The organism is Micromonospora sp. NPDC049047 (genome assembly GCF_040649135.1).
Classification (GTDB): Bacteria; Actinomycetota; Actinomycetes; order Mycobacteriales; family Micromonosporaceae; genus Micromonospora.
On sequence record NZ_JBEZEY010000026.1, the window covers coordinates 36,986 to 59,406 of the forward strand.

Consider the following 22,421-nt stretch of genomic DNA (forward strand, 5'->3'; position numbering starts at 1 on the left):
GCTGCTTGGCTCGTGGTCGACAAACCACCCGACCACGGGGAGTGGAACCGCATGCCCAGTCTCGACCGCCGTCGCTTCCTGCGCGACGCCGCCGCCACCACCGCACTCGTCACCGCCGGTGGTCTCGCCACCGGCCCCGCCACCCCGGCCCAGGCCACGACACCCGCCGCCGCGCCCACCCCGTCCGCCCGCCGCAAGGGCGCGGTCAGCTTCCGCTGGTGGGGTACGGCCGGCTGGCGCGTCGACATCGCCGACCGGACCGTCCTGGTCGACCCGTTCCTCAGCCGGATCGACACCGGGCTGTTCACCGGCGCGTTCCGGACGGACACCAAGGTGACGGTCCGGGCCGACGTGATCGACCCGCGCGTCGACCGGGCCACCACGGTGCTGGTGACGCACACCCACTGGGACCACTTCATGGACGTGCCCCACATCGCCAAGCGCACCGGCGCGCGGGTGTTCGGCACGCTCACCGCGTACCACCTGGGGTTGGCCTACGGGGTGCCGTCGACGCAGCTCAGCCCGGTCAAGGGCGGGGAGGTGCTGGACTTCGGGGACCACACCGTCGAGGTGGTCGGCTCGCTGCACAGTCGCAACCCGACGTACTCGATGGCCTTTCCGGGGGTGCGGGTGACCCAGCCCGCGCCGCCGGCGACCATCGCGGACCTGCCCGAGGGCGACACGCTCGGCTATCTGTTGCGGGTCGACGGCGGCCCGTCCGTCTACTTCACCGGGGCCAGCGACGTCGCCGAGCGCAACCTCACCGGGCTGGCGCCCGACGTGGCGATGGTGGCCCTGCAGAACGCCACCACCACCGGCGACTACCTGCCCCGGCTGCTTGCCGGCCTCGACTACCCGAAGGTCATCGTGCCGGTGCACTACGACAACTTCGAGACACCGCTGGAGAACCCGCCGACGGTCGCCGAGACCGACCGCACCCGGCTGAACGACATGATCGCGGCGGTCCGCCGGATCTCGCCGCGTAGCCGGGTGCTGGTGCCCGAGTACGAGACCGCGTACCACTTCTGACCGGTCCCGGGCGGGCGTTCGCGCCCGCCCGGTCAGCCGGCGGTCAGCTCCGCCAGGGCGCGCACCGACTTCCAGTTGCGGCTTGTGGACACCACGCCGAGCTGCTTCTCCAGGTACGCGTTCGTGAACTTCGACCGGCCGTAACCGCCGTCGGGGAAGTGCAGGAAGACCTCCCGACCGGTCACCGTGAACGACACGTTCTCCCCACCGGGCACGGCGAGCGCGTCCACAGCGGACTTCTTCGGCGCGGTGGCGAGGAAGGCCACCAGCAGTCGGGTCGGGTCGTCCTCCCGGTCGGCGTACGGGTTGCCGCCGGCCACCGCCGCCATCTCCCGGCCGCTGCGCACCAGCACCGGCACGCTCAACGCCAGCTCGTCGGCGAGCGCCCGTTCGATCCCGGCGGCCAGCTTTCCCGCGTCGCGTACGGTGCTGCCGAAGGCCACGTTGCCGCTCTGCAGGTACGTCTTGACCTCCTCGTGCCCGAGGTCGGTGACGATCCGGCGCAGGTCGGCCATAGCCAGCCGGGTGGTGCCGACGTTGACCCCGCGCAGCAGGGCGACGTACCGGGTCATGGGGCTCCTCCTCTGGTGCGGGTCGACCGGGTCAGCGTAGGCTGCCCGGCCCCACCAGACCCGTTTCGTAGGCGACGATCACCAGTTGCGCCCGGTCCCGCACCGCCAGCTTGGTCAACAACCTCCCGACGTGCGTCTTCACAGTTGCCGGGCTGAGGTTGAGCCGTTCGGCAAGCTCCGCGTTCGACAGCCCACGGGCGATGAGCGTGAGCACCTCCCGTTCCCGCTCGGTCACCCCGTCCAGGTGGCGCGGCAACGGTCGGGTCGGCTCCGCCCGCCTGGCGAACTCGTCGATCAGCCGGCGGGTCACCGTCGGCGCGAGCAGACCCTCCCCGGCGGCGACCACCCGGATCCCGGCCAGCAGGTCCGCGGGCGGGGTGTCCTTCAGCAGGAACCCGCTGGCCCCGGCCCGCAACGCGCCGTAGACGTACTCGTCCAGGTCGAACGTGGTCAGGATGATGACCCGGGTGCCAGCCGTGGCCGGGTCGGCGCAGATCCGCCGGGTCGCCTCGATGCCGTCCATCTCCGGCATCCGGACATCCATCAGCACCACGTCCGGACGATGCTCGCCGGCCAGGGCGACGGCCTCCACACCGGTGCCCGCCTCGCCGATCGTGGTGCAGTCCCCGGCGAGGTCGACGAGCAGTCGGAAGCTGCCGCGCAGCAACGCCTGGTCGTCGGCGATGAGTACCCGGATCACGCGGCGACCCGGTAGGGCAGGCTTGCCGTCACCGCGAAACCACCGTCGGAGCGTGGCCCGGCCCGGAACTCCCCGCCGTGCAACGCCACCCGTTCCCGCATGCCGATCAAGCCGTGGCCCTCCCCGCTGAGCAGGACCGGCCGCCGGCCGTCGTCGGTCACCTCCACCCGCACCTCGTCCGGGGTGACAGTCACCAGGGCCCGGCACGCGGCCGGCGCCGCGTGCTTCACCACATTCGTCACCGCCTCCTGCACGATCCGGTACACCGCGAGACCCACCGACTCGGGCACCGCGACCTCAGGTTCGTCGCGAAGCACGTCGAGCCGGACCTCGACGCCGCCGATCGCCGCCTGCCGAGCGAGCGCGGGCAGCTCGTCCAGGCCGAGCGTCGGCGCGTACGGGGTGCCCTCGCGCAGGATGCCGAGCACCCGACGGACGTCGGTGAGCGCGTTGCGACCGGTCTCCTCGATCACCCGCAGGGCGGCCCCCGCCTCCCGTGGGTCGGCCTCGGCGACGTGGTTGGCGACGGCCGCCTTCACCACGATGAGGCTCAGCGTGTGCGCGACCACGTCGTGCAGCTCGCGCGCCACCCGCAGCCGTTCCTCGGTGGCGGCCTGACGGACCAGTTGGTCGCTCTGCCGGGCGGCGAGCGCCCGTCGTTCGCGGAGCAGCCAGCCGATCACCCAGGTGGGCGCGATCATGACGGCGGCGTAGACGACGGCACCGGTCCGGGACCAGAGGTCACCAGCGGTCAGCACAAGTGCGAGGCTGACCAGGGCGAGGCAACCCGCGGCAGTGAGCAGCGACCGGCGGGTGGTCGTGGACACGGCCACCGTGTAGAAGGACAGGCCGATGGCGACCGCCGGCGCGGCGGCGGCGAAGTTGGGAATCACGCCGGTGACCAGGGTCGCCGCGGTGCAGGCGCTGATCACCACGGCGACGGCGATCGGCCACCGTCGCCGGACCGCCAACGGCAGCCCGATGACCATCCCGACGAGCACCGACATCCAGAGCGGCTCGCGGACGCCACCGTGCAGCGGTGACTCAAGCGCCGCGTACGGGCAGAGCAGACCGCCGACCGCCACGGCGAGGACGGCGTCCACCAGGTACAGATCCATCGGCCGGAGCCGTCGGGTCAGCAGGAGGGTGGTCACCGGTCCGACGGTATCGGTCGGCCGGGTCGGCCGCGTCCGCCCCTGGGTGGTCATCATCGGGGATGACGTCCCGGTGGTTGCGGGCCGCCGCCTCCACCCACGGGAGGGCCGGAAAGTGTCAGCTGCGGCCCGACGCGCGACACCCCGCCCGACCGGCACCGTGATGGTCATGACCACAGACACGGTGACAGTGACGGGGCTGCGCGCGGTGTACGGCACCGGCACCCGGCGGGTGACGGCGCTCGACGGCGTGAGCACCAGCTTCGCGAGCGGCACATTCACGGCGGTGATGGGCCCCTCGGGCTCGGGGAAGTCCACCCTGCTGCACTGCGCGGCGGGGCTGGACAGCCCGACCGAGGGGGTCGTCACTATCGACGGCACCCGCCTGAACGACCTCGGCGAGGACGAGCTGACCCGGTTGCGGCGCGACCGGATCGGCTTCGTGTTCCAGGCGTTCAACCTGGTGTCCACGCTTACCGCCGCGCAGAACGTCGAGTTGCCGTTGCGTCTGGCCGGTCGCCGACCGGCGGCCCGGGACGTGACCGCCGCACTCGACGCCGTGGGCCTGGCCGACCGGGCCGGGCACCGGCCGGGTGAGTTGTCCGGCGGCGAACAGCAGCGCGTCGCCGTGGCCCGCGCGTTGATCACCCGTCCGGCGGTGGTCTTCGCCGACGAGCCGACCGGGGCACTTGACAGTGCGGCGTCCCGTCAGGTGCTCCGACTGCTCCGCGCGCTCGTCGACGACCATGGGCAGACGGTGGTGATGGTGACCCACGATCCGGCCGCCGCCGCGTACGCCGACCGGGTCCTGCTGCTCGCCGACGGTCGAGTCGTCGACGAGCTGGTCGGCGGGATCAGCGCGGCGGCCGTCGCCGCCCGGATCGCCGAGCGGGAGACGAACCCGTCCCGGTTCGCTGCGGAGTCGTCGTGCTGAGCATCCGGCGGTCGGCGAGTGCGTTCGTGGCGGTCGCCATCGGGGTCGCGCTTGTCGCGGCGGCCACTCTGCTGCTCGCCTCCGGGCGTCCACAGGTGCCGGACCGGCTCGCGCGGGCCGCGGTCGTGGTGCAGAGCCCCGAGGCGGGCGCGTCGGCCGACTCGTTCCTGCCGACCCGGCCCTGGTCCGCCACCGCCACCGCAGGACTCGTCGACCGGCTGGCAGCCCTGCCCGGCGTCGCGGCGGCGGTGCCGGACCGGACCTTCTACGCCCAGCCGCTCATCGACGGCCGACCCTCCGGCGTCGACTCCGGGCGGGCGGACGCCCACCAGGGGCACGGCTGGTCCAGCGCCCGACTGGGCGGACTGCGTCTGACGGTCGGCGAGCCGCCCAGTGGGCCCGGTGAGGTGGTCGTCGACAGCGCGCTCGGGTTGCGTACCGGTGCGCCGGTCACAGTGCTCACCGCCGCCGGCCCGGAGCCGTACACCGTCACCGGTCTGGTCGACGCGCCAGGCGTGCACGTCGCGGACGAGGTCGCCGCCGCGCTCGCGCCCGGCGTCCGGGCGATCGGGCTGGTGCTCGCGCCGGGGGCCGACCCGGACCGGGTCGCGGCGGCGGCGCGCGGCGTGGTCGGCCCGGACGGACGGGTGCTGACCGGCGACGCGCGGGGCGCGCTGGAACCACCCGAGGACGCGCGCATCCGCTGGATCGGTATGCAGGTGCTCACCGGCACTGCGGTCCTCGCCGCCTTCGTCACGGTGTTCGTGGTCGCCTCCACCTTCGCGTTCACCGTCGCGCAGCGCCGCCGTGAACTGGGTCTGCTCCGCGCCGTCGGTGCCACCGGACGCCAGGTCCGGCGCCTGGTGTACGCCGACGCGCTCGTCGTCGGTGCCGCGGCGGGGCTCGTCGGTCTGCTTGTCGGGGCGGTGCTCGCCCCGCTGCTGGGTCGGCTGCTCGTCGACGTCGGCTTCGAACCAGCCACCTTCCGGGTCCGGTACACCCCGTGGCCGGTGGCGCTCTCGCTCGTCGCCGGGCCGGTGATCGCGTCGCTCGCCGTCTGGTCGGCGTCGCGCCGCGCGGCGCGGGTTCGACCGATGGAGGCGTTGCGTGCGGCGGCGGCGGAGCAGCGGCCGATCGGCTGGCTGCGGGTCGGCACCGGCGCGCTGCTCGTCGCGGCGGGGGTCGCCCTCAGCGTCGGGACGGCGACCGCCGACCAGGCCCGCGTGGCGGCGCAGTACGCCCTGTACGCGGTGATGGCCTTGGTCGCCGGTGCCACGGTGCTCTCCCCGGCGGTGGTGAGGCCGGTGGTGCGACTGCTGCGCTCGCCGATCCGGCGACGCGGTGGTGCGATCGGGATGCTGGTCCGGGGAGCTGCGCTCACCGCGACCCGACGGACCGCCTCCACGGCCGCCCCGGTGCTGCTCACCGTCGCCTTCGCGGTGCTGGTGTCCGGGATGGTGCGGACCACCACCGCCGCGTACGCGGCAGGTCGGGCGGACAACGTGAACGCCGGCTGGATCGTGGTGCCCGACCGGTCGCCTGGTCTGTCGGACCAGGCGGTGGTGGCGACCGGTGGCACCGCCCTCCTGCCGACCACTGTCTTCCACACCGACCCCGCCACGGTGCCGGCGGAGCGACCCCTTACCGCGCTCGGGGTGGACCCGGTCGGCTTCGCCGCCGCGAACCGGGCGCTCACCGTCGTCGCCGGTTCGCTTGACGACCTGCGCGGCGACGACACGGTGGCGGTGACCGCCTCGGCGAACCTGCGGCCGGCCGAGCCGTACCCGGTGGTCTTCGCCGACGGGGAGCAGGTGTCGCTGCGCGTCGTCGCCGTGGTCAGCGACGACTCGCTCCCCGGTGATCTGCTGCTGCCCCGGGCGGTGGTGCGCACGCACGACCCGTCGGCACTGACGTCCACCGTGTACGTCCGGGACCGGATCGATCCGCCGGTCGGCGCGCGGGTCGTCGACGTCGCCACCTGGGCGGCCGAGGCGGACGCCGCGGAGGACCGCCTCGTCTGGCTCTTCACGCTGCTGCTGATCGGTGTGTCGAGCGGTTACGGGGCCATCGCGGTGGCGAACACGCTGCTGCTGGCCGCCAAGGGCCGGGCCGCCGACCTGCGGTTGATCCGGTTGGCCGGGGCGACCCGGCGACAGGTCATCTGGTTGGTCACTGCCGAGTCCGCACTTGTGGTGCTGATCGGCGCGCTGCTCGGTGGGGGTGTCGCGTTCGTCGGTCTGCTCAGCATCCGCGCCGGCCTCGCCGAGCAGGTCGGGGCGCCCGTCGACCTGGTGGTGCCGTGGTCGGTGATCACCGGGGCGGTGGGGCTGTGCCTGCTGCTCGCCGTGCTGGCCAGCATGCTGCCGACGTGGCGGTTGCTGCGGCACCGCCCCACGCGGTCACCGCTGGGCATCGTCTGACGACGACGCTCCCGCCCTCCGGGAGAGCGTCCGGGCCGCTACCGTCAATGGATGCGATTCGCGCGGCCGCTCGGGCTGCTGCTCTCCGCCGCCGCCGTCGTGCTCTGGGCGTTCGGTGTGACAGTGCTGCAACCGCTCACCGAGCCGATCGGCCCGTGGTCGGAACGTCTGCCGGGCAACAACGCCTACTGGGCGCGCGACCTGCGGTTCATCGCGATCATGGCGGTGGCGCTCGGGCTGGTGCTGGCCGGCCGGGGGCGGTTGCGCTGGAGCCGACCGGCGGTGCTGCTCGGCGGTTGCTGGGTCGCCGCCGACGTCGCGATCGACCGGGTCGATCCGATCGGCGGCCCGGCGACGCTGCTGCTCGCCGTCGGCGGTTGCGCAGTGCTCGGTGCGCTCGCCGCTGCTCTGTGGTGGTCCGAGCGGGGCACGTCAGCAGCCGCTGGGCGGGGCGCGCCCTCCGCGGGAGGACGGGGCACCCCGGGAGCCGCCGAGCGGAAGGCGTTGACCGGTGCGGCGTGTGTGGCCGGGGTGCTGGCGCTCGTGGCGGCCGGCATCGAGTCACCGACGGACCGGGAGCCGGAGTTGCACCCGGGCGCGTTGGCCACCGCGGCGCTGCTTGTCGTCCTGACCGTCGCTGCCGCGCTGGCGGCGGCGCCGGTCAGGTCCCGGGCCCGCGTCGGGCTGGCGGCCGGCCTCGCCGGGGCGGCGCTGCTCGGCGTGGGGCTGGTCCGGGCCGTCGCGCCCGGCACGCGACTCCTGCCGGAGATGGTCCTCGGGGCGGTGCTGCTCACCGGGGTCACAGTGCTGGCCTGGGACTGGCCGGATGGTCGACCGAGTTGGCGGCACCACGCGCTGGCCGCCCTCGCCGCGCTTGTGGGTCCGATGGCCTTCCTGCTGGTCACGGCCATCCTCATGCTGGTCGTGCTGCCGATCGGGGCGACGTTCACCGCGCTGGCCGGCAACAGCCCGATCCACGCGGCCGACTCCGACCTGCTGATCTCGCTGTGCGGGCTGCTCGCCGGGTGCGGGATGGCCCTGCTGCTGGCCTGGCCGACCGCCGAGAAGCGCCGGTAGCTCACTCGACGACCGGCAGCACGACCTCGTTGCGGCGCAGGAACCACGGCTTCCACGGCAGGTCGAAGCGCGCGTACCGGATCGCGCCGGTGGGTTGCAGCCCGGCCGCGGTGACCGAGCGGCCGAGCATGGTGCCGCGCTGGCTGAACGCCTGTTCCGTCCACCGCCCGGAGAAGCGCATCGCCGCCGCCAGTTGCGCCGGCACCTCGCGGATCCGCACCCTCGGGTCGACCGGTTCGGGCAGGGTGTCGGTGGTGAAGGCGACAGGCATCACGAACTGGATCAGGTACGCGCCCGGCCGCTCACCCTCCACCTGGATCACCGGCACGGTCATCGCGATCCGCTCCGAACTGCCGGCCGCGGGCGTCGTCGGCGCGGCCGTCCCGATCGGTTGCCGGGCCCGGTTGGCGCCACCGAGGTACGCGGCCAGCGGCCGGAACGCCTCGATCGGCGCCCGGGTGAACGACGCCTGGACCTGCATCTCGGCCACCAGGTGGGCCGGATACCGACGCAACTCGAAGCCGGGGTGGCGGGACACCACCCGGTACGGCTGCTGTTCGGTCATCGCGCGGCTCCCAGGATCTCCTGGGACAGACGCTACCGCCCGTCCGACTCCCGCTCGGCTGAAGTCGGCTGCTCCGGTCCCGGGGTGACCGCCCGGGCGGTCACCCGCCAGTACTGCCGCTTGCCCTCGTCGCGCAGCACCACCCCGATCAGGGCCAGCTCCCGGCGTAGCTCCCGGGCGTCGTCGCGGCGGTCCCGCTCGATCGCCCGGGCCCGGGCCCGCAGCAGCGCGTCCGCGCCAGCCGGCAGACCGGGCAGGTCGGGAACCCACAGCCGGTACGCCGACCGGTGTGGATCGTCGTCCGCCCAGCCCCAACCGTGCGCGCGGAACGCCTCCGCCAGCGCGGCGGCCGGCAGGTCCGTCGACTCCCGGACCAGTTCCGTGCCGTCGCCGTCGAGCAGCACCAGGTGCTTGTCGGCGAGGAAGGCCACCCGGGTGTCGACCCGGGCGATGGCCCGGTCCTGGTCGGCGCGGCGCAACCGGACCTGCGCCGCGTCGACTGTGACGATCAGCCGTTCGGCGGTGCCGAGCCCGGCGACGACCAGGCCGGCCAGGACGCCCACCGCGATCGTGCCGCCGGTGGCCTGCGGCTCGGGCAGCCGGTCCAGCCACTCGACCAGGTCCGCGAACGGCACCCAGGGGAGTCGGGCGAGCCAGCCGGTGCTCGCCGCGAGCAGCCATCCGACACCCGCACCCACAAGCGGGAAGCCCAGCCACATGACGGCCAGTTCCAGTGGGCCGCCGCTGACCACGGTGCGCGGTCGATGACCGGCCGCGTCCATGGTCAGGACACCTCGCGGCGCAGCGTCCGGAACAGGCCGGCGGCCAGCGGGAGGACCATCCAGACAAGCAGGGACACCGCCAGCCGCTCCCACTGCTCGCCGGTGAGGGCAGCGCTGCTGAACAGCGGGTCCATGGTCTTGCTGGTGTCCAGCCATTCGGACGGGCCCCGCAGGGGCTTGACCATCTCGCCGAGCACCCCCCAGAGGGTGGGCAGCAGCAGGTAGCCGACGATCGCCAGCGGCGGGTTGAGCAGCAGCAGCCCGAAGGCCGCGCCCATCAACACGCTGGTGATCTGGATGACCGCCGCGTTCAGCAGCAGCGAGCCGTCGAACTGCCAGGTGCCGGCACCGCCGGTGGCGGACGCCACGAGCGTGCCGACGGCGGCGACGGCGAGGCTGGCAAGCACCGAGGCGAGCGCGGTCAGCGACACGGCGATCAGTTTCGCGGTGACGACCCGCTCCCGGCGGGGCACCAGGGCGTACGTGGTGAGGGCGGTGCGCTGCGACCACTCGCCGGTGATCGACAGGATGCCCAGCACCGGTAGCAGCACCGACACCGGCAGCAGCGAGGGGACGAAGAAGTTGAGGAAGGTCTGGTCGGCGTCCCCGGCGTAGATCAGTTGCAGGGTGACGATCGCCGCGGTGGCCAGGCCGATGGTGATCAGCAGCCAGCGACCGGCCCGGGTGTCGACGAGCTTGCGCACCTCCACGGTGCTGAGGCGCAGCAGCGACGGTCGGCGTAGCGGGGTGTGCTGCCGGGGGGCGACGGCGCCGGCAGCGGGCGCGGTGGTGGTGGTCATCGGACGGCCTCCTTGGTGGATTCCCCGGCGGTGAGGGTGAGGAACAGTTGTTCGAGGCCGCCGCCGCTGGCCGGGCGCAACTCGGCGAGCGCGACGCCGGCGTCCGCGGCGGCCTGGCCGACCGCCTCGGCGTCGGCCTGCACGAGCAGGCCTTCGGAGCTGTCGGCGGCGGTGAGGTCGGCCGCGTCAAGCGCGCGGCGCAGCGCCGCGCCGTCGCGGGCCTGGACCACGGTGCCGCCACCGGCCAGCAGTTCGTTCTTGTCGCCCTGGGCCACGATCCGGCCGCCCCCGATCACCACCAGCCGGTCCGCGACCGCCTCCACCTCGCGCAGCAGGTGGGAGGAGAGCAGCACGGTGCCGCCCCGGTCGGCGAAGTCGCGCAGCAGGCCGCGCATCCAGAAGATCCCCTCCGGGTCCAGCCCGTTGGCCGGCTCGTCGAGGATCAGCACCCGGGGGTCGCCGAGCAGCGCGTGGGCCAGCCCGAGCCGCTGGCGCATCCCCAACGAGTACGCCCGTACCCGCCGCTTCGCCGCCACCGCGTTCAACCCGACCAGGTCCAGCTTCGCGGTGACCTCGCGCCGGTCCAACCCCATGGTGTACGCGGACAGCGTCAACGCCTCGCGGCCGGTGCGCCCGGCGTGCTGCGCGGAGGCGTCCAGCAGTACCCCGACCTCCCGCCCCGGGTTGGGCAGCTCCTGGTACGGGTGCCCGGCGACTGTGGCGCGGCCGGCGGTCGGTGCGGTGAGTCCGCAGATCATGCGCATGGTGGTGGACTTGCCGGCGCCGTTGGGGCCGAGGAAGCCGGTGACGGTGCCCGGCTCGCACGTGAACGACACGTCGTCCACCGCCGGGTGTGGCCCGTATCGCTTGGTGAGGTTCTCCACGGTGATCATGCCGTCGAGCCTGCCCGCGCCACCCGGCTATGCGCTTCGGCCACCAGTCGGTGCCGCGCCGACCTTGGTCGCAGCTCCCGTCGACTTTGGTAGCTGGTAGTGGTGGCCGTCGGCTGCCTAGCATGGGGCCGTGACCAGCCTCGCCGTACCCGAACACCCCTGGCTGCTGCCAGGGGAGCTGGTGGTGCCGGCTGACCGTGGGCGTGCGCGTCCCCGCCGCACCACCCGCGACTGGATCGTGGACAGCCTCGCGTTCCTGGTCTCCCTGATCTGGGTGCTGTTCGCCACCGCCGACGCCCTGTCGCCCGACCCGGCGATGGCCACCCCGCTCCCGCACGACTGGATGGCCGGTGCCGACGCCCTGGCCGGGCTGGTCTGCTGCGGGCTGCTCTGGTTGCGCCGCCGATGGCCACTCGGGCTGGTGGTGGCGACGACACCGCTCACCCTCTTCTCGATGGCCGCCGCCATCCCACTGTTGATCTTCTACTTCACTGTGGTGGTGCACCGACGGACCGCCGTCGCGATCGCTGTCACCGGTGCGGGTCTCGTCACCAACCTGGTCTTCAGCTGGATACGGCCGGACCCGAGCATGCCGTACTGGGTCACCATGTCCTGGGGCGTGGTGCTCAGCTTCGCCGTGCTGGCCTGGGGGATGTTCGTCCGGGCCCGCCGGCAGTTGATCGTGTCGCTGCGCGAGCGGGCCGACCGGGCCGAGGCGGAGCAGCAGCTCCGGGTCGCCCAGGCCCGCCACCTCGAACGCACCCGGATCGCCCGGGAGATGCACGACGTGCTGGCCCACCGCATCTCGTTGCTCAGCCTGCACGCCGGTGCGCTGGAGTTCCGCCCGGACGCGCCGGCCGACGAGGTGGCGCGGGCCGCCGGGGTGATCCGGGGCAGCGCGCACGCCGCGCTACAGGACCTGCGGGAGGTGATCGGGGTGCTCCGGGCCGAGAACGACGGCGGCGACGACGCCCCGGAGCCGCCGCAACCCACCCTCGCCGACCTGCCGGCGCTGATCGCCGAGTCGCGGGCAGCCGGGGTGCGCGTCAACGTCAGCGACAGCGTCACCAGCCCGGGGGAGGTACCGGCGGCGCTGGGCCGGGCCGCGTACCGGATCGTGCAGGAGGGGCTGACCAACGCCCGCAAGCACGCGGCCGGCGCGGCGGTCCGGGTGGACGTGACCGGCGGCCCGGGTGCCGGTCTGACAGTGGCGATCGGCAACCGGTGGCCGGTCGGTACGGCGGCGGGTGACACGCTGCCGGGCGCCGGCACCGGCCTGGTGGGCATCAGCGAGCGCGTCACGCTGGCCGGCGGTCGGCTCGCCTACGGACGGGACGACTCTGGCGACTTCCGGTTGGCGGCCTGGCTGCCGTGGCCGGCGTGACAGTGCCCTCCTCGGTGCCGGGTCCGTCGGGTGTGCCCGGGCCGGCCGGTGCCGGCGGGCCCGGGTCGGTGGTGCCGTCGGTGCGCGTGTTGATCGTGGACGACGACGCGCTGGTCCGGGCCGGCCTCTCGATGATCCTCGGTGGCCTGCCGGACCTGACGGTGGTCGGCGAGGCGGCCGATGGCAGCGAGGTCCCGGCCGCTGTCGCCGCGTACGCCCCGGACGTGGTGCTGATGGACATCCGGATGCCCCGGGTCGACGGGCTGACCGCCACCGAGGCGCTGCGCGCCCAGCCGCACCCGCCGGAGGTGTTGGTGTTGACCACCTTCGACGCCGACGAGCAGGTGCTGCGGGCGCTGCGCGCCGGGGCGGCCGGTTTCCTGCTCAAGGACACCCCACCGGCGGAGATCGTGCACGCCGTGCGACGGGTGGCGGCCGGTGAGGCGACGCTCTCCCCGACTGTCACCCGGACGCTCATCGCCCACGTGACCGCCGCCACTCCCGGCCCGGTCGGTGCCGACCCGCGCCGCGAGCGGGCGCTGCGGGCGCTCACCGGGCTCAGCGAGCGGGAGCGGCAGGTGGCGGTCGCGCTGGGGCGGGGCCGCACCAACGCGGAGATCGCAGGGGAGCTGTTCATGAGTGTCGCGACGGTCAAGGCTTACGTGTCCCGGCTGCTGACCCGGCTCGACCTGAACAACCGGGTCCAGGTGGCCCTGCTGGTGCACGACGCCGGGCTGGTCTGAGCCGGCGGCCGGCCCCGCGGCAACCGACTCGATCTGCCTACCGCGTACGGGATTGAACCTTCGTCCGGTGTCGGCCGTACCCATGGCCGAGGATGTCGGTGCGGTGAGTCCGCCGTACCGCTGCCGAGCTGCGGGAGGCCTGCCGTGCGAGTTGGTGAGCAGTCGACGGATCCCATCGATCAGGTGCTGGGGGAGGTGCCAATGCCGGCACCGCTGACCCCGGAAGACGTTCGGCTCGCGGTGCGGGCGGTGGTAGTGCACACCGCCGAGGAGTGGCCCACCGGGCCGCTGTGCCGCAACGACGGCGCCTCCTACCCGTGCCGCCTGCACCGCTGGGGGCGACGGGTGTTGGAGACACACGGGCTCAACGAGCGGCAGATCGAGGCGGTGATCCGGCACGGCAACCCGTTCGTGCACGTGCCCTTCCCCTTCACGGCGACCGGGCCGTCGCGGCAGCAGGCCGCGCGGGTCGTTCCGCCGGGGGCCCGGACCACCGCCGCTGGCCGGCCGGTGAAGCCCCCCGTCACCACGCCGCGCTGGCCCCGGGCGAGCTGAGTACCGGTCCGACCCGGGCGGCATGACGCCGGCCCGGCGCGAAGATCCCCCTCCGCGTCGGGCCGACGTCGCGCCGATCGGACGGCTCAGTTGCCGACCCCGCAGTCCGGCGCCGACCAGCTCGTCGTGTTCGAGCTGCCGTCGTTGTTGTTCTCGCGCCGCGAGTCGACGTGCACGTGGTCGTCGTGGTCCGGATAACCCGGCCCGTAGATGCCGCTGAAGCCGTGGTTGCGGGCGGTGCGGGCGGCCTGGCACAGCGAGGACGACCGTGGCGTGACGTCTGCCGCGTTGCCGTACAGGTGCTGGCTGTCGGACGCGCCGCCGACCTGGTTGTTGCACGCGCGGCTGCGGAAGCCACTCGACACGTCGAGCGGTTTGTCGCCGAGGCTCTTGCGCAACGCCTCCAGCTTCCACATGGTGCGCAGCGCGTTCTGCCGGGTCTGGGCCGCCGAGAGCGGGCCGCCGCTGTAACCGGACCCGCCGCACCCGTTGTCCAGCTCGTCGAAGCTGAAGTGCGCGGGCGTGCAGTCGTTGTCCTGGAGTTGGTACAGCTTGCTGTAGGTCTGCGGCCCGGCGATGCCGTCGGCCCGCAGCCCGTACGCCTGCTGGAACCGCTTGACCGCGGCGGCGGTCTTCGGTCCGAAGCGGCCGTCGTTCTCCACGATGTCGCGGTAACCGGCCCAGCCGGCGATCCGGATCTGCAACTGGCGGACGTCGTCGCCCGAGCGTCCCTGGTACAGGTTGCGGTTCCAGGTGTAACAGCCGTCCGCGTGTGCCGCCGGTGCGGCGACCACCGTGGCGATTGCTGCCCCGGGCAGCGCCAGGGCGAATGCGACGGCGGCTCGCTTCAAGGTGTTTACGCGCACAGAAGTCCTCCCGATAGGAGAGCGAATGGGGTGGCTCCAGGACATCGACCGAGAAGTCCCGCGATTTCCACACTGACACTGATCGGGGCCGTTGGAGGTGATTAACGAGAATCGTCCTCACAAACTGTCGTGCCTGGGTATCAGCTGGGAATTAGGCTGATTTGCGAAACAGCCATTCACCACCGATCACCCCTGAGTTGGCCATCCGCCACGAAGCACACCGAACGTCGCAATCAACCACACCGAGGGTGATGTTCGACTGTCACCGGTGGGCGGTAACGTCAGCCCCGGGCGGCGGACTGGCGGAGGTGCACGTGGCACGCGGTGGCGTCTTCTGTGTCGAGGGTCAGTGGCACCGGGACCTCAACGAGCGGGGTTCGGTGTTGCCCACCCTTGAGCTGCTGGAGCGACTGGGCAAGATCCGCTTCATCCACAAGGACGCGGCCACGCGTGACGAACTCTTCTACTTCCTGGACCGCTGGCTGCTCAAGCAGTACGCCGACCACCGGGTGGGCTTCTTCGCCATGCACGGCGAGCCCAGCCGGCTCTGCCTCACCGACTGGCAGTCGGTGGAGCTGAGCGAGGTGGCCTACCTGATGGCCGGCCGCGCCGAGGGCCGCCGGCTCTATTTCGGCAGCTGCTCGGTCCTGCGAGCCTCGGACGCGGTGCTGCGCGAGTTCCTGGAGGTCACCGGGGCCGCGCTGATCTGCGGTTTCAGCCGGGAGGTCGACTGGGTCGAATCGGCGGCCTTCGAAACCGTCCTGCTCGACGTGCTCGCCAACGGTCAGCGGCACAATGCCGCCGAACTGCGGATGGGCTCCGCCCACTGGGCGCCGCTCGCCTCGTACCTCGGCTTTCGGGTGATCTACGCCAACGGTCGGGCCTGGCGCCCCTCCAACCGCCCCCGGGTGCCCACCCAGGCGGTGCGCCGCGCCGCGACCCGGCCCCACTGACCCGCCGCCGACCCGTCGCCGCCACAGTGGTAGGAACGGGGAATGGCGCGCAGCATCGCACAGAACACCCGGGTCGACCGGGACAGTCTGCTCGACTTCCTCCGGCCGCGACACCGCGTCGTGCTGATGACCACCCGGGCCGACGGCCGCCCGCAGTCGTCCCCGGTCTCCGCCGGGATCGACGGGCAGGGCCGGCTGGTGATCTCCACCTATCCCGAACGGGCCAAGGTGACAAACATCCGCCGCGATCCCCGGGTGTCGGCGTGCGTGCTCAGCGACGACTGGAACGGCCCCTGGGTGCAGATCGACGGCACCGCCGAGGTGCTCGACCTGCCCGAGGCGGTGGAGCCACTCGTGGAGTACTTCCGCAGCATCTCCGGCGAGCACCCGGACTGGGACGACTACCGGGCGGCGATGGTGCGCCAGGGCAAGTCCCTGATCCGGGTCACTATCGACACCTGGGGTCCGATCGCCACCGGCGGTTTCCCCGCCCGCCTCGCCGACTGACCACGGCCTCGACGCCCGGGTCAGTCCACAAGTGCGGCGTAGACGAGTTGGCGCAGCTGGGAACGGAGTGGGTAGGTGCTCGACGGCATCAGCTGGGCGAACAGCAGCGCGGTGATCTCCTCGGCCGGGTCCACCCAGAACGCGGTGCTGGCCACCCCACCCCAGTAGAACTCACCCACACTGCTCGGCACCCGGCTGGGCACCGGGTCCTCGACCACCGCGAACCCGAGGCCGAAGCCGATCCCGTCCAGTGTCGTCTCGGCGAAACCACCAGTCGACAGGGTGCCCAGGTCCTTGCCACCCGGTAGGTGGTTGCGGGTCATGAACCGCAGCGTGCGCGGCCCGAGCAGCCGGACCCCGTCCAGTTCCCCACCGCGCAGCAGCAGTTGGGTGAACCGGTGGTAGTCGGCGGCGCTGGAGATCAGACCGCCACCGCCGGAGAAGAGGGTCGGCTTGCGGTACGCGAGCGCGCCGAGGCCGTCGTGGCGCACGGCCCGGCCGCTGCGCGGTTCCGGTACGTAGAGCGCGGCCAGCCGCCCGGCCTCGTCGCCGTCCATCCACCAGCGGGTGTCGGTCATGCCCAGCGGGCCGAAGATCCGATCGGCGAAGAACGCGTCCAGGCTCTGTCCGGAGATCACCTCGATCAGCCGGCCGAGCACGTCGGTGGCGACCGAGTAGCCCCAGGCGGAGCCGGGCTGGAACAGCAGCGGCAGCTCGCCGAAGGCCGCGCAGGCGCCGGCGAGGTCAACGTCGTCGGGCGGGTACAGGTCGTAACCGGCGGCCCGGTAGAGCCCGTCCACCACCGAGGTCTGTAGGAAGCCGTACGTCAGCCCGGCGGTGTGGGTGAGCAGGTGCCAGACCCGGATCGGCTCGGTCGCCGGCACCGTGAACGGCTTGAGCGTCGACCCCTTCGCGTAGACCCGCAGGTCGGCGAACTCCGGTAGCCAGCGGCTGATCTCGTCGGTCAGCTCGAACCGGCCCTCCTCCCACAGCATCATCGCCGCGACCGAGGTGACCGGCTTGGTCATCGAGTAGATCCGCCACAGCGTGTCGGCCTCGACCGGTGCGCCCGACTCCCGGTCGGCCAGCCCGTACGTCGAGGAGTGCGCCACCTCGCCACGACGGGTGACCACCACCTGCCAACCGGCCAGCCGGCCGTCGTCGACGTACCGGCCGAAGTGCTCGTCGATCCGCGCCAACCGGGCCGGGTCGAAACCGATCTGATCAGGGTCTGTGCTTCGCGCCACGCTCACGCCGCCGAACCTACTAGCCGGTACGCGAAGATCGAAAGAGGGCCGCCACCGGTGGCGCCCACCCGTCGGCCGACGCTGGCGCCGACTAGCCTGGCCGGATGCCGGAGCTGACCGAGGACGCGACCTTCCGCAACGAGGACTGGTACGGCGAGGAGTTGGTCGACCGGCACTTCGTGGGCTGCGAGTTCTTCGACGTGGACCTGACCGAGGCGGTGAGTCGGGGCGCGGTCTTCACCGGTTGCACGTTCGGCAACGTGCTGTTCAACGCGTCCCGGCACGTCGACTCCGTCTTCACCCGCTGCGTCTTCCGGCGGTGCAACTTCTTCGAGGCCGAGTTCACCGGCTGCAAGCTGATCGGCAGCACCTTCGTCGAGTGCGACCTGCGTCCGATGGTGGTGGACGGCGGGGACTGGTCCTTCGTCGCGTTGCCCGGTGCCGACCTGCGGGGCGTCCGGCTGACCGGGGTGCGGATGCGCGAGGCCGACCTGACCCGGGCCAATCTCACAGGTGCCACTGTCACCGGCGTCGACCTGTCCGGCGCGCAGCTGCTCAACGTCCGGCTCGGCGGCGCCGACCTGCGCGGCAGCGACCTCACCGCGCTCGACCCGACGGTCGTCGAGCGGGCCGGCGCCATCGTGGACGCGGAGCAGGCAATCGTCATCGCGCAGCTGCTCGGGTTCCGGATCGGCTGACGCGGGTGGGCCTCGGCGGTCCAGCCGGTACCCCGTCCGCGTGGGGCCGGGCCGTGCGACGGCGTGCGGTCGCGGGCTGGACACGTCCGGCGCTCCGGATCTAGCGTGTCGACCACACCGGTGCAAACGTGAAACAACCCACAGTGGATGGCGCGGATCGCGACGGTCGATGGCAGCCGGGGTGGCGGAGGTGGAGGGTCGGTGGCGGACGACGACCGCACGGGGACGAAGACCCGCACCGGGCTGCGCCGGGTCGCCCGTGCCCGGCAGCGGCGGCGTTGGGCGGTGGCGGGGGTCGCCGTACTCGTCTGCCTGGTGCTGCTGGTGTCGTACCTCGCCAGTCGGTCCGACCCGGAGCCCGGCGACGAGCAGGCGGGCGGCGCGGGTGCGGCGCCGGGCGGCGGCGCCCGTTCCGTCGCTCAGCCCGCCATCGACGGGCGCACCGGTGATGCGGGGCCGGCGATGCCGGGCCTGCGTCCGCGGCAGCGGCCTCCCCTGCCCGATCCGACACCCGCGACCAGCGCGCCCGCTGTGCCGTCCACGCCGTCCGCGCCCGCTGACGCCCCGCTGCTGTCGGTGACCCAGGCGGAGATGCCCGCCGAGGTCGACCTCACCGCCGTGGGCACCCGGGACTGGGTGCACTGGGGGCCGCGCGGCGGCAACTCGACGGTCCGTAAACGCGCCGGCTCCGGGGAGATCACCGACGCGGGTGGCGCCGGCACGCGGGTCGGCTGGGACGGCAACCAGGAGTACGTGCGCTGGTCCGACGGCTCATCGCAACGGTCGACGGACGGCAGCTCCAACGGCGTCTACACCTGCGGTGCCGGCAACGGGTTCACCCTCGCGGTCGCCGGCAGCGGTGCGCCGCGCACGGTCCAGGTCTACGGCGGCACCTGGATGGCCCGGGGTCGGCTGGAAGCCCGCCTGTCCACCGGCGGGCCCGCCCGTACCGTTTCGTTGGAGGACCCGTACACCGCCCGGAGTGCCCAGTTCACCGTCCGGTTCACCGCGCCGAAGACCGCCAGACTGCTGTTGACCTGGACCGTTGACAAGGTCTTCACCACGCACTGCGGCAACGTCGGTCTGCAGGCGGTGGCGCTGCGCTGACCGGTCGAGCGCAGCGCGGGACAGTTTGTCCGTCGCGGACCGTCGAGGACGCCGTAACTTTCTGCTATCCCCATCCGACTATCCAGTGTGGAGGCAGCGGAGATGAGCAGCAGCACCGCCCACCGCGTCCGTCGCGCCGCCAGCTCCGGCGATGATGAACCGTCCGGGGAGGTGCTCCGCGACATCCCCCTGCCGCCGTACGTGACCGGCGAGGACACCCAGTTCGCGGTGCGGGCGGTGGTGGTGCACGCCCCGCAGCGCTGGTCCGGGGGAGTGGTCTGCCGCAACGACGCCAGCCCGCACCCGTGCCGCCTGCACCGCTGGGGCACCCGGGTGCTCGCCCTGCGCGGGCTGCGGGCCGCCGACATCGACGCGCTGATCGAGCGCGGCGACCCGACGGCGGTCGTCCCCCCACCGGACCGGCCGGCCTGAGCGTACGACCGCCCGGGAGGCGCGGACACGCCTCCCGGGACGTCGCTCAGCAGGTGATCGGCTTGACCCAGGAGCACTCGATACCCTCCGGGGTGCGGGGCGTCTCCGGCACCGCCGGCGGTGCCACCCGTGCCGACGCGGCCGGGCCGTCCTCGCGGTACCCCGCCAACGTCACGGCGATCTGGTCCTCCAACGGCTTGACCGAGGACGTGAGGTAGTTGTTCAGCAGGATGGAGAACGCCAACAGCCGGCCGTCGGCGCTTGTGACATAGCCGGAGAGCCCGGAGACACCGGTCAGGCTGCCGGTCTTGGCGTGCACGTTGCCCGCTGCCGGAGTGCCGGCCATCCGGCTGCGCAGAGTGCCGCCGACGAACCGGTCGGGTTGACCAGCGATCGGCAGCGCCGAGTACCAGGTGGGAAACCACGGTTCGGCGCGGACGGCGCTCAGCAGGTCGACGAACTCGGCCGCGGGGACCAGATTGCGCCGGGACAGCCCGGATCCGTCGCGCTGACGCAGCTGCCCGGTGTCCATGCCGGAGTCGGCGACGTACTCGCTGATCGCGGTGACTCCGGCCGCCCAGGTGCCCGAGCCGGACAGCACCCGGCCGATCTCCTTCGTCAACACCTCGGCGTGGCCGTTGTTGGAGAGCTTGAGGAACGGCGTCATCAGCTCACCCAGGCTCATCGACTCGTGCTGCGCCACCGGGTCGGCCGTCTCCGGGGTGGGTTGGCCGAGCACGGTCCGGCCGAGCACCCGGACGCCGTGCCGGTGCAGCGCGGCCCGGAACACGTCGGCCGCGTAGCCGGCCGGCTGATCGACTGTCACCCAGTCGCTGGCGGGCGCGTCCCCGACGGCGATCTGGCCGGTCACCACGACGGTGTTGCCGCCGTGTTCGCGCTCGAACGAGATGGCGGTCTCGCCGTCGGCGACAGTGCGGGCCCGGTTGTCGATGCGCAGGTACCCGGTGGGCGGGGTGGTGCTGATCACCGGTGCGGCGCCGGCCCGGTCGCCCGCTGCGGCCTGCACGATCACGGTGCCCGCGTCATAGTCGGTGTTCGGTGCGACGGTGAGCGCGGAAACCTGCGCGGCGTAGTAGTAGGGCTCGTCGTCCCAGGTCCAGTCGGGGCCGAGCCGGGTCTGGTCGTAGCGGGTGTCGTCGGCGACCAGGTTGCCGGCGACCACGCGTACGCCGTCGGCGGCGACCTGCGCGGCGAGCGCGTCGTAGTCCGTGGCGAGCATCGTCGGGTCGCCTCCGCCACGCAGGTAGAGGTTGCCGGAGAGCAGCCCGGCGCGGCGCTTGCCGGTGGTGCGTACGTCGGTGGTGAAGTGGTGCCCCGGGCCGAGCAACTCCAGGGCCGCCGTCGAGGTCAGCAGCTTGGTGTTCGAGGCCGGGATCAGCCGGCGGGCACCGTTGCGGTCGTAGAGCGTCTGGCCGGTGCTGGTGTCCACCACCACCACGGACGTCTGCGCGCCGGTGAGTCGGGCGTCGGCGAGGATCGCGTCGATTGTGGCGTTCAGTCGGGTCGTCGCGGGTGTGGGCGACTCGGCGGTGGCGCCGGGCGCTCCGGCGGTGGCCGCGACGGCGGCCAGCGTGAGCAGCGCGAGGGCCCGGGGAAAGTGACGGCGATGCATGCGCTGATGCTGTCACGAAGGTAATCGCCGGAGAAGGGGCTCGGCTGTAGGTTCTTGCCGGACCGGGCTAGCTCGGCCGGCCGACCGACTTGTCGTGCCCACCCCAGTAGTGCCGCTGCGCGCCCATCACCATCGGCGCGACAAGCGCGGCGAGCGCCCCGCCGAGCAGCGGGAAGACGATGAACACCCAGAGCTGCCGCAGCGCCACACCGCCCTCGAAGACCGCCGGGCCGAACGCGCGGGCCGGATTGACAGCGCCGCCGGTGAGCGTCACACCCACCAGTTGGGTCACGGCGAGGGCCAATCCGATGGCCAGACCGGCGGTGCCCGGGTTCTCGCTACGACTCGTCACCACGAGGACGACAAGCACGAAGAGGAAGGTCAGGATGACCTCCAGCACGGCCGCGCCGCCCCGGTTGATGTGCGCGCCGTAACCGTTCGTGCCCAGTGCCCCGGTCTGGTCCGCGACGTCACCCCAGCGGGTCAGTGCCCAGAGCACGAAGGCCGCCACCGTCGCGCCGACGAACTGCGCGATCCAGTACGCCACAGCACCGATCACCGAGATCTTTCCGGAGAGCAGCACACCGAGCGTCACCGCCGGGTTGACGTGGCTTCCGGACAGTGGGCCGATCGTGTAGACGAGGGCGACCATCACGAAGCCGAAGGCCAGAGCGACCACCACCACGCCGCCCTGGATCCGCGCGGCCACGGCACTACCCACCCCGAAGAAGACGAGCAGCAGGGTGCCGAGGAGTTCGGCCGCGTACCGACGAAAGTCGCTCATCCACTCAGCGTATGCGCTGGCCAGGTGGCTGTTGCCGGATTGCCCTGGCTTCCCGATGTGCCCGCGCCGCCGGCTGACCCGGCACGCTCTCGACTGACCTGGCTCTATTTGACGGATGGCCCGCCAGCGGGCACGGTGGGAGTGACGGGGCCGTCAGCTGCCCCGATTCCTGCGACGGCGACGACAGGTCGCCCTCCGGTCGCCTCCCACGTGCGCTCGTACGCGAGCCGACCGTCCGGTCTGCCCATCATCGCGACCGCGAGCCGAGATCCCACGAGGAGTTCCGTACATGCTCACCATGACCGACAACGCCGTGCTCGTCATCCGTGACCTCGCCAACCAACAGGACGTCGGCCAGGACGGCGGCGTACGCATCGCCGCCGACACCGAGGCCGGCTCGCTGACCGTGGAGTTGGTGCCCGAGCCGGTGCAGGGGGATCGGGTGGTCGACAACCAGGGTGCCCGGATCTTCCTCGACGAGGACGCCGCCGAACTGCTCGGTGACGCCTCGGTGGACGCCACAGTCGACGAGGAGGGCGTCATCCAGTTCGGCTTCACCGAGCGGCAGTAGCCGCCGCGGGCGGGT

The 22,421-nt window shown here is 72.7% G+C and carries 24 protein-coding genes; 13 read left to right on the forward strand and 11 right to left on the reverse strand.

Translation table 11 applies throughout. The features are described from left to right. Window positions 1–51: 51 nt before the first annotated feature. The gene (locus AB0B86_RS28915) at window positions 52–1,029 is read left to right on the forward strand and encodes an MBL fold metallo-hydrolase (protein WP_357405060.1); all 978 of its coding nucleotides are present in this window, start codon (window positions 52–54) and stop codon (window positions 1,027–1,029) included. A 32-nt stretch (window positions 1,030–1,061) separates the two neighbouring features. Here the strand turns inward: AB0B86_RS28915 and AB0B86_RS28920 are convergent, their stop codons facing one another. Genes AB0B86_RS28920 through AB0B86_RS28930 form a run of 3 tightly spaced genes read right to left on the reverse strand, consistent with a single transcriptional unit; the run spans window position 1,062 to window position 3,455 of the window. Next, window positions 1,062–1,601: a DUF1697 domain-containing protein gene (locus AB0B86_RS28920; RefSeq protein ID WP_357405058.1), complete on the reverse strand. Its 540-nt coding sequence runs from the start codon at window positions 1,599–1,601 to the stop codon at window positions 1,062–1,064. 31 nt (window positions 1,602–1,632) lie between these two features. Beyond that, window positions 1,633–2,301, reverse strand: coding sequence for a response regulator transcription factor (locus tag AB0B86_RS28925; protein ID WP_357405056.1), 669 nt, complete (start codon window positions 2,299–2,301; stop codon window positions 1,633–1,635). Beyond that, window positions 2,298–3,455, reverse strand: a complete 1,158-nt coding sequence (locus tag AB0B86_RS28930; protein ID WP_357420207.1) for a sensor histidine kinase — start codon at window positions 3,453–3,455, stop codon at window positions 2,298–2,300. The genes AB0B86_RS28925 and AB0B86_RS28930 overlap by 4 nt, the downstream gene beginning before the upstream one ends. Before the next feature lie 169 nt (window positions 3,456–3,624). Between AB0B86_RS28930 and AB0B86_RS28935 the strand changes: the two genes are divergently transcribed. Genes AB0B86_RS28935 through AB0B86_RS28945 form a run of 3 tightly spaced genes read left to right on the forward strand, consistent with a single transcriptional unit; the run spans window position 3,625 to window position 7,886 of the window. Next, window positions 3,625–4,389: an ABC transporter ATP-binding protein gene (locus AB0B86_RS28935; protein ID WP_357405052.1), complete on the forward strand. Its 765-nt coding sequence runs from the start codon at window positions 3,625–3,627 to the stop codon at window positions 4,387–4,389. Continuing rightward, window positions 4,383–6,809 carry an ABC transporter permease gene (locus AB0B86_RS28940; protein WP_357420208.1) on the forward strand — a complete coding sequence of 809 codons (2,427 nt, stop codon included), beginning with the start codon at window positions 4,383–4,385 and terminating at the stop codon, window positions 6,807–6,809. Before AB0B86_RS28935 ends, AB0B86_RS28940 begins: the two co-directional genes overlap by 7 nt. 51 nt (window positions 6,810–6,860) lie before the next feature. Next, the gene (locus AB0B86_RS28945) at window positions 6,861–7,886 is read left to right on the forward strand and encodes a hypothetical protein (protein ID WP_357420209.1); all 1,026 of its coding nucleotides are present in this window, start codon (window positions 6,861–6,863) and stop codon (window positions 7,884–7,886) included. Window position 7,887: 1 nt separating this feature from the next. On the opposite strand, the gene AB0B86_RS28950 is transcribed toward AB0B86_RS28945, so the two are convergent. From AB0B86_RS28950 to AB0B86_RS28965, 4 genes are read right to left on the reverse strand one after another with little or no spacing between them, the layout of a single operon-like run. Continuing rightward, a complete protein-coding gene (locus AB0B86_RS28950) occupies window positions 7,888–8,451 on the reverse strand; it encodes a heme-binding protein (protein WP_357420210.1) in 564 nt (187 codons plus the stop codon). 32 nt (window positions 8,452–8,483) lie between these two features. Then, the gene (locus AB0B86_RS28955) at window positions 8,484–9,233 is read right to left on the reverse strand and encodes a hypothetical protein (RefSeq protein WP_357420211.1); all 750 of its coding nucleotides are present in this window, start codon (window positions 9,231–9,233) and stop codon (window positions 8,484–8,486) included. Between the two features lie 2 nt (window positions 9,234–9,235). Continuing rightward, complete coding sequence (locus tag AB0B86_RS28960; protein WP_357405042.1) at window positions 9,236–10,033, reverse strand: ABC transporter permease; 798 nt, start codon at window positions 10,031–10,033, stop codon at window positions 9,236–9,238. Then, window positions 10,030–10,926, reverse strand: a complete 897-nt coding sequence (locus AB0B86_RS28965) for an ATP-binding cassette domain-containing protein (protein WP_357420212.1) — start codon at window positions 10,924–10,926, stop codon at window positions 10,030–10,032. Before AB0B86_RS28965 ends, AB0B86_RS28960 begins: the two co-directional genes overlap by 4 nt. Window positions 10,927–11,056: 130 nt before the next feature. On the opposite strand from AB0B86_RS28965, the gene AB0B86_RS28970 reads away from it, so the two are divergent. The 3 genes from AB0B86_RS28970 to AB0B86_RS28980 all read left to right on the forward strand — a co-directional run bounded on the left by AB0B86_RS28970 (window position 11,057) and on the right by AB0B86_RS28980 (window position 13,608). Then, window positions 11,057–12,310: a histidine kinase gene (locus tag AB0B86_RS28970; RefSeq protein WP_357420213.1), complete on the forward strand. Its 1,254-nt coding sequence runs from the start codon at window positions 11,057–11,059 to the stop codon at window positions 12,308–12,310. Further along, complete coding sequence (locus AB0B86_RS28975; RefSeq protein WP_357405306.1) at window positions 12,289–13,053, forward strand: response regulator transcription factor; 765 nt, start codon at window positions 12,289–12,291, stop codon at window positions 13,051–13,053. Before AB0B86_RS28970 ends, AB0B86_RS28975 begins: the two co-directional genes overlap by 22 nt. Window positions 13,054–13,254: 201 nt before the next feature. Beyond that, a complete protein-coding gene (locus AB0B86_RS28980) occupies window positions 13,255–13,608 on the forward strand; it encodes a hypothetical protein (RefSeq protein ID WP_357405036.1) in 354 nt (117 codons plus the stop codon). 86 nt (window positions 13,609–13,694) lie between these two features. Here AB0B86_RS28980 and AB0B86_RS28985 read toward each other — a convergent pair whose 3' ends face one another. Continuing rightward, window positions 13,695–14,474, reverse strand: a complete 780-nt coding sequence (locus tag AB0B86_RS28985) for a D-Ala-D-Ala carboxypeptidase family metallohydrolase (RefSeq protein ID WP_357405034.1) — start codon at window positions 14,472–14,474, stop codon at window positions 13,695–13,697. Window positions 14,475–14,788: 314 nt separating this feature from the next. Between AB0B86_RS28985 and AB0B86_RS28990 the strand changes: the two genes are divergently transcribed. Together AB0B86_RS28990 and AB0B86_RS28995 are read left to right on the forward strand one after the other, a co-directional pair. After that, entirely contained in the window at window positions 14,789–15,427 is a 639-nt protein-coding gene (locus AB0B86_RS28990) for a hypothetical protein (RefSeq protein ID WP_357420214.1), read from the forward strand. Window positions 15,428–15,469: 42 nt separating this feature from the next. After that, window positions 15,470–15,934: a PPOX class F420-dependent oxidoreductase gene (locus tag AB0B86_RS28995; protein WP_357405030.1), complete on the forward strand. Its 465-nt coding sequence runs from the start codon at window positions 15,470–15,472 to the stop codon at window positions 15,932–15,934. A 20-nt stretch (window positions 15,935–15,954) separates the two neighbouring features. On the opposite strand, the gene AB0B86_RS29000 is transcribed toward AB0B86_RS28995, so the two are convergent. Further along, window positions 15,955–17,187: a serine hydrolase domain-containing protein gene (locus AB0B86_RS29000; RefSeq protein ID WP_357405028.1), complete on the reverse strand. Its 1,233-nt coding sequence runs from the start codon at window positions 17,185–17,187 to the stop codon at window positions 15,955–15,957. Window positions 17,188–17,285: 98 nt separating this feature from the next. Here AB0B86_RS29000 and AB0B86_RS29005 point away from each other — a divergent pair, with 98 nt between their 5' ends. The 3 genes from AB0B86_RS29005 to AB0B86_RS29015 all read left to right on the forward strand — a co-directional run bounded on the left by AB0B86_RS29005 (window position 17,286) and on the right by AB0B86_RS29015 (window position 19,418). Beyond that, on the forward strand, window positions 17,286–17,879 hold the full coding sequence (locus AB0B86_RS29005) for a pentapeptide repeat-containing protein (protein ID WP_357420215.1): 594 nt from the start codon (window positions 17,286–17,288) through the stop codon (window positions 17,877–17,879). A 201-nt stretch (window positions 17,880–18,080) separates the two neighbouring features. Further along, complete coding sequence (locus tag AB0B86_RS29010; RefSeq protein WP_357420216.1) at window positions 18,081–18,986, forward strand: hypothetical protein; 906 nt, start codon at window positions 18,081–18,083, stop codon at window positions 18,984–18,986. Window positions 18,987–19,088: 102 nt separating this feature from the next. Further along, window positions 19,089–19,418, forward strand: coding sequence for a hypothetical protein (locus AB0B86_RS29015; protein ID WP_357405022.1), 330 nt, complete (start codon window positions 19,089–19,091; stop codon window positions 19,416–19,418). 46 nt (window positions 19,419–19,464) lie between these two features. Here the strand turns inward: AB0B86_RS29015 and dacB are convergent, their stop codons facing one another. Next, complete coding sequence (gene dacB, locus AB0B86_RS29020) at window positions 19,465–21,051, reverse strand: D-alanyl-D-alanine carboxypeptidase/D-alanyl-D-alanine-endopeptidase (RefSeq protein WP_357420217.1); 1,587 nt, start codon at window positions 21,049–21,051, stop codon at window positions 19,465–19,467. A 67-nt stretch (window positions 21,052–21,118) separates the two neighbouring features. Continuing rightward, a complete protein-coding gene (locus AB0B86_RS29025) occupies window positions 21,119–21,835 on the reverse strand; it encodes an aquaporin (RefSeq protein ID WP_357420218.1) in 717 nt (238 codons plus the stop codon). A gap of 289 nt (window positions 21,836–22,124) precedes the next feature. Here AB0B86_RS29025 and AB0B86_RS29030 point away from each other — a divergent pair, with 289 nt between their 5' ends. Then, on the forward strand, window positions 22,125–22,406 hold the full coding sequence (locus AB0B86_RS29030; protein ID WP_357405016.1) for an adhesin: 282 nt from the start codon (window positions 22,125–22,127) through the stop codon (window positions 22,404–22,406). The last annotated feature ends 15 nt before the right edge of the window (window positions 22,407–22,421 follow it).